Below are 6,235 nucleotides of genomic sequence, written 5' to 3' on the forward strand. Positions count from 1 at the left end.
GAAAAACCTTCCTCTGATACTTCGTGTGAGACTCTTGATACTTTCGCTATATCCAGCTCCGAAGAACCAGACCGCACTCAACATCAAGCGCCCACACTTATCGGCTGTTAGTTTTTAAAGAGCACATCGCAAGACCCCTACCTCACCTTCCGTCTTGCGTCGCTGCATCAGCAGCAGAGAAACGAGATTATGAAGAATCTTTTTCTCCGTGTCAACACTATTTTTTGGCTTTCGCTTCAAAATCTGCCGACTTCGGAGGCCGCGTGTTTCGCTCGGCGGCCCATCGTCTTGCGACGAGGGGCTGAATATTAGGTCAAGCAGGCTCGAATAACAAGGCGATCAACCAATTTTTTTGCGCCTGCTTCAATGCATCGCCTTCGCCGCGCCCGTGAGGAATTCCATCGGCACTGCGGCGGCCATTGCCGCGTAGCCCGCATCGCTTGGGTGGATGTGATCGCCGCTGTCGTACCGGCGCTGGAGCACGCTCGGGCGCGCGGGATCGCGCAGCGCCTGATCGAAGTCGATCACGCCGTCGAACGCCCTGCTCGATCGAATCGATTCGTTGACCGCGGTACGGATCGCTTCCCGCTCGGGCGGCAGCGAGGCCGGCGTCAGCGTCGCGCCGTAGATCTTGATGCCGCGCTGGTGCGCCTGCGCGATCAGCCGTTGATACCCGCGCACGAGCGCATCGGCGTTGACTTCGGTGTGCGGCGCGTCGCAATCGAGGCCGGCGTGCGCGGGCATCGCCATGAAATTGATGTCGTTGATGCCGATCAGCACGATGACCGCGCGCACGCCCGGCTGGCGCAGCGCGTCGCGCTCGAAGCGGCTCACCACCGCCTCGCCGTAGCATGGCGAGTTGCTCAACAGACGGTTGCCGCTGATTCCCGCGTTCACGACGACCGTCCGCCCGCCGCCCTCACGCGCCGCCTGTTTCGCGAGTGCATCGGGCCACCGCCGATTGGCATTGACCGACGAGCGCATGCCATCGGTGATCGAATCGCCGATCGCGACGATCGCCTGCGCGGATGGGCTTTCCACCGCCACGTTGGTCAGCCACGCGAACTGGGTAAAGCGCGTGCGAAAGGCGCCCGCCGATGCATCCTCGGTACGATCGCCCGGCGTCGAGATGTAATTCACCTGACTCGCCACACGATGCCACGCAACGAGCTTTTGATCCTTCCCCATGAACATGCTGACGGCTACGGGCTGGAAGGCGTCGACATCGAAATTAATCGTATCGCTCGTAACCTGGGCACCCGGCGCGACGGTTACGCTCTTGTGTCCGCCGAACAGCACGGGGCGAGCGCTTCCAGCGCGGATCGCGGCACTGTTGCCCGCGGCGGCCCGTGCAACGGTCATCGATTCGACGACGAGCGGTTCGGTGCCATACAGGTTGCTGATTCGCAGGCGCATCCGTTTTCCATCCAGTTGCGGATAAATCAGCTGGCGGACAGTACGACCCGCGACATCCGGCGCGCGATAGAGCGGCGGCAGGTTCGCGAGTTGCGGAATCGACTGCAGCGCGGTGCCCCACGCGCTGACCCAATGTTCGTTGGCAGGCGCGTCGGCGGTGTCGGCAGCGAATGCGTGCGGGACGAAATTGAATTGCGCGGCAAGCGCGGCCGCGCAGATCGCGGCGAGAACTCGGAGCTTCATTCGGCGATGGCGTGCGGAAAAGGCTCGATTGTGCCTGAAGTGTCACAAAGCTCGCGCCGCAGATTGCTTCCAACATGAACAAGCTGCGGCGACGCGCTCCAATTGGCCTCACAATGCAGCCAGTCCATTTTTCGCCAGCGCGACGACATCCGCATCAGGCATCTATATATAGATATGCAATCGAAAACCTCAGCACCGCAACACCTCACCTGGGATGAAGACGGCGAAAGCCGCTCGGCCCGCTGGAGATCGGAGAGCGGTAATCCGCCAGCGAAGCGCGTCGTGATCGGACATGACCAGATGACGGCCGATCACGCGTACCGGCTCGCCTGCGAAGGCACGGCAATTCTCTGGCGCGGCGACTTCCAGAATGCGCGGCAGTTGCTCCAGGCGATGGCACGCCGTATCGACAACAAGCCGCGCAAGGCGAAGAAACCGGCGGCGGAGATTTCACCGATCGATGCCTTCAACCTCCACCGCCTCGCGCAATCGCAGCGCGCGCGCACCCTTGCGATGCTGGTGCTCCCGCTCGACGAGCACTACGCCATCCCGTTGCGCCGCGCGCCCGACGTGCGCCAGGCGTGCGAGGAGGCATATGGACCGCCGTCGGATGAGCCGTCGGTCGTGTCCTTGCGTGAAGTGCTGGGGCTGATCGGCGCGCATGAGTGGCGCAAGAAAGGCGTCGAGATCGGCGCGGCCGGTGGGAGGATCCATCCCTATTACGGCGTGTTCTCGCCGGTTCGGGGCGAATACATCGATCTCGTCGCGAATCAGCCGCTTCCATCGAAAGAACTTGCGTTCGATATCGGCACCGGGACAGGCGTGCTCTCGGCGGTGCTGGCGCGGCGCGGCGTCGGGCGAATCGTCGCGACCGATGTCGATGCCCGCGCGCTCGCCTGCGCGCGCGAGAACATTGGACGGCTCGGGCTCGATCGTCAGGTCGAGATCGTCGAGGCCGACATGTTTCCCGAGGGCCGCGCGCCGCTGATCGTCTGCAATCCGCCCTGGCTGCCCGCGCGGCCGAGCGCGACGATCGAGCACGCCATCTACGATCCAGACAGCCGCATGCTGCGCGCGTTTCTCGACGGCCTCGCCGCGCATCTGACGCCGGGCGGCGAAGGCTGGCTCATTCTGTCGGACTTTGCCGAGCATCTCGGACTGCGTACCCGCGCCCAGTTGCAGGAATGGATCGACAAGGCCGGCCTGAAGGTCGATGGGCGCATCGACATCAAGCCGCATCATCCGCGTGCGAGCGACAAGGCCGATCCGCTGCACGCCGCACGCTCGGCGGAAGTGACGTCGCTGTGGCGGCTCGTCGCCGCATGAGTCGCTACGCCCGCTCGGCGAGCCACGCGAGCGCGCCTTCCCCCGCGACGAGTCCGCTCGCGAAACAAGCGGTCAACAGATAGCCGCCGGTCGGCGCTTCCCAGTCGAGCATTTCGCCCGCGCAGAACACGCCGGGCAGCGCGCTGATCATCGAGCGCGAGTTAAGCGCCTCGAATTCGACGCCGCCTGCGCTGCTGATGACTTCTTCGATGGGACGTGGCCGCAGCACGCGCAGCGGCAGCGCCTTGATTCGCACGGCGAGCGTGTCGAGATCCGCGAATTCGCCTTTGCTCACGCATTCGCGCAGCAAACCCGCTTTCACGCCCGTCAGATGCAGGCGGCTTTGGAGGTGACTCGAAATCGATCGCGCGCCGCGCGGATGCAGCACCTCGTCGCGCACGCGCCCGGCGGAAAGTTGCGGCGCGAGGTCCAGCAGGATCGTCGTGCCATCGCCGCCGCTTTGGGCGATCCGATCGCGGATCGGCGCCGACAATGCATAGATCAAACTGCCTTCGATGCCCTGATCGGTGATCAGACATTCACCGGCGCGCCAGTCGGGCGTGCCGTCCGGACGCGGCAGGCCGATCGCCACGGACTTGAGCGGCTCGCCAGCGAATCGGCTGCTGAAATGCTCGCTCCAGGCGACGTCGAAACCGCAATTCGACGGCACGAAAGGCCGCACCGGCACGCCGCGCGCCGCGAGCACCGGGAGCGCGCGGCCGTCCGAGCCGAGCTGCGGCCAGCTTGCGCCGCCGAGCGCGAGCACGAGCGCCTGGTGCCGGACGCGCTTTTCGCCGGTTGGCGTCGCGAAACGCGATAGCGACGTGCCTTCATCGGCAAAGCCGAGCCAGCGATGCCGCATGTGAAACGTCACGCCGGTCGCGCGCAGCCGATGCAGCCACGCACGCAGCATCGGCGCGGCTTTCATGTCGGTGGGAAACACGCGGCCCGAACTGCCGACGAACGTCTCGACGCCCAGCTCATGCACCCAGTTTCGCAGCGCGCCTGCATCGAAACGCGCCAGCAGCGGCGCGATGTGCGGGCTTCGCGCGCCGTAGCGTGCGAGAAACGCGTCGGCAGGCTCGGAATGCGTCAGATTCATGCCGCCCTTGCCTGCCATCAGGAATTTCCGCCCGACGGACGGCATCGCGTCGAACACATCGACACGCGCGCCGCCCGCCGCGAGCGCCTCCGCGGCCATGAGCCCGGCCGGCCCTCCGCCGATCACCGCGACACTCACCGATTCGATGTTTTCAACTGACGACATGCCTGATTGGTAATGACATAACGGAGCGACATTGTCGCATCGCACGTCGCCGGACCGGCTTTGCGCCGACCGCCACGCCGGTGAAAAGCATCGCAGACCCGTCGTAAGTCATTAAATAACAAAAAAGAATTTGGCCGGCCGCAGTTCGGCCAGTACGATCCGTCGATTCGTTGCATCGACAACTTTTTACGAAATCGCCTGATCATGTCCGTTTCCCTCGCGCCCGAACGCGCTGCCGCCGGTGCCGTCACCGACGATCCGCGCCCCGTCATCAAAAGCGCCGCCGATGTCTCCCGTCTCGTCAACAGCGGCGCGGCGATCGGCAGTGATGCGCGCGTCGTCGTCGCCATTGCGCTCGGCGGGATTTTCCTCGATGCCTACGATCTCGGCGCGCTCGCGTTCGGGATGAAGGACATCGCCCGCGAGTTCTCGCTGACGCCGACCGGCTCTGGTTTCGTCGCCGCCGCGATCACGTTCGGCGCGATCATCGGCGCGTTCCTCGGTGGCTATCTCACCGACAAGGTCGGGCGCTATCGCGTCTTCATGGCCGACATGTTTTTCTTCGTCGTCGCTGCGATCGCCTGCGCGCTCGCGCCCAACGCCTGGGTGCTCGGCGGGGCGCGCTTCGTGATGGGGTTGGGCGTCGGGATCGATCTGCCCGTCGCGATGGCGTTTCTCGCCGAGTTCTCGCGCCTGCAGGGCCGCGGCAACAAAGCGGCGCGCGTCGCGATGTGGTGTCCGGTCTGGTACGCGGCGATCAGCGTCTCGTATCTGCTGGTGCTCGGCTTGTACGCGGTCTTGCCTGAGCACAACGCGGGCTGGCTCTGGCGTCTGATTCTGGGATTCGGCGCGGTGCCGGCGATCGCGATCATCGCGATTCGCAGCCGTTATATGAGCGAATCGCCCGTCTGGGCCGCGAATCAGGGCGATCTCAAGAGCGCGGCCGCGATTCTGAAGCGTTCCTACGGCATCGATGCCCGCGTCGACGAAACGACTGTCGCGCCGATCAAGGCGCGTCGCACGACGTGGAGCAACTACGGCGCGCTGCTGCGCGGCGTCTATCTGCGCCGGACGGTGCTGGCGACCGTCATCGCAATTGCATCGTCGTTTGCCTATAACGCCGTCGCGTTCGGATTGCCGGTCATCATCTCGAGCTTCCTCGCGCAATCGATGCTCACCACGATTCTCGCGTCACTCGCGCTGAATCTGTGTTTCGCGTTCGCAGGCGGGCTGTTCTCCGTGCGCACCGTGCCGAAATACGGCGCGTGGAAGCTGTCGGTCGTCGGCTACGCGTTTCAGCTCGGGGCGCTCGTCGGGCTTGCGATCGTCGGCAAACCGTCGACGGGCGCCGAGGTCGTGATTGCCATCGCGTTTCTCGCCGCGTTCCTGCTCGGCCAAGGCGTCGGGCCGGGTTCGCACAGCATGACGTTTGCGTCGCTGAGCTATCCGACTTCGCTGCGCGGCGTCGGTGTCGGCTTCAATCAGACGCTGATGCGCGCCAGCTCGACGGTCTCGCTGTTCCTGTTCCCGGTTTTGTCGGCAGCGCTCGGCACGAAGGTCTTCTGGATCATCGCCGCCGCGCCGCTCGCGGGACTCGTCGCGCTGCTCGCGGTGCGCTGGGAGCCGTCGGGCTATGACGTCGACGCGGAAGACTTCGCCGCGCAACAGACGCGATAAGCGTCCACTTCTCCTCCGATTCCCCTTTGCAAAAGCGGCGGCGACGCATCGCCGCCGCTTTTCGTTTCTTTCGCCGTCCGGCACCCCCTCGGCTGCACTAGATTAATAGCGCGTGGATTCTCGCGCCCCATCCGTGCGGAATTACCCGAGTACGCTTCAAATACCCATTTACCGACCGTCCGGTCGGTTTATAATCGCTGGACAGCGACTAATCAGGAACGAGTGCCGCCATGTACACCCAATCCCTCGACCTCCCGAGTCCCACGCACACAAGCGAAGCGGCCCCTGGCGCCGCCGCACCCGAAC

Annotated in this window: 4 protein-coding genes; 2 read left to right on the forward strand and 2 right to left on the reverse strand. The window is 64.6% G+C overall.

Going from position 1 to position 6,235, the window contains the following annotated elements:
- Positions 1–363 precede the first annotated feature (363 nt).
- Entirely contained in the window at positions 364–1,659 is a 1,296-nt protein-coding gene (locus NCT32_RS12850) for an SGNH/GDSL hydrolase family protein (protein WP_250477169.1), read from the reverse strand.
- Between the two features lie 174 nt (positions 1,660–1,833).
- On the opposite strand from NCT32_RS12850, the gene NCT32_RS12855 reads away from it, so the two are divergent.
- Positions 1,834–2,985 (forward strand): class I SAM-dependent methyltransferase, encoded by a 1,152-nt coding sequence (locus NCT32_RS12855; protein ID WP_250477170.1) that lies wholly within the window; start codon positions 1,834–1,836, stop codon positions 2,983–2,985.
- A 4-nt stretch (positions 2,986–2,989) separates the two neighbouring features.
- On the opposite strand, the gene NCT32_RS12860 is transcribed toward NCT32_RS12855, so the two are convergent.
- Positions 2,990–4,252 (reverse strand): TIGR03862 family flavoprotein, encoded by a 1,263-nt coding sequence (locus NCT32_RS12860; protein ID WP_250477171.1) that lies wholly within the window; start codon positions 4,250–4,252, stop codon positions 2,990–2,992.
- Positions 4,253–4,456: 204 nt separating this feature from the next.
- Between NCT32_RS12860 and NCT32_RS12865 the strand changes: the two genes are divergently transcribed.
- The gene (locus NCT32_RS12865; protein ID WP_250477172.1) at positions 4,457–5,929 is read left to right on the forward strand and encodes an MFS transporter; all 1,473 of its coding nucleotides are present in this window, start codon (positions 4,457–4,459) and stop codon (positions 5,927–5,929) included.
- The last annotated feature ends 306 nt before the right edge of the window (positions 5,930–6,235 follow it).

It is taken from the genome of Caballeronia sp. INML2 (assembly GCF_023631365.1).
In the GTDB taxonomy this organism is placed as follows: domain Bacteria; phylum Pseudomonadota; class Gammaproteobacteria; order Burkholderiales; family Burkholderiaceae; genus Caballeronia; species Caballeronia turbans.

Excerpts from the sequence above, each read along its gene's own strand:
- NCT32_RS12855 (WP_250477170.1), top strand. The coding sequence starts at position 1,834 with ATGCAATCGAAAACCTCAGCACCGCAACACCTCACCTGGGATGAAGAC.
- NCT32_RS12865 (WP_250477172.1), top strand. The coding sequence starts at position 4,457 with ATGTCCGTTTCCCTCGCGCCCGAACGCGCTGCCGCCGGTGCCGTCACC.
- NCT32_RS12850 (WP_250477169.1), bottom strand. The coding sequence starts at position 1,659 with ATGAAGCTCCGAGTTCTCGCCGCGATCTGCGCGGCCGCGCTTGCCGCG.
- NCT32_RS12860 (WP_250477171.1), bottom strand. The coding sequence starts at position 4,252 with ATGTCGTCAGTTGAAAACATCGAATCGGTGAGTGTCGCGGTGATCGGC.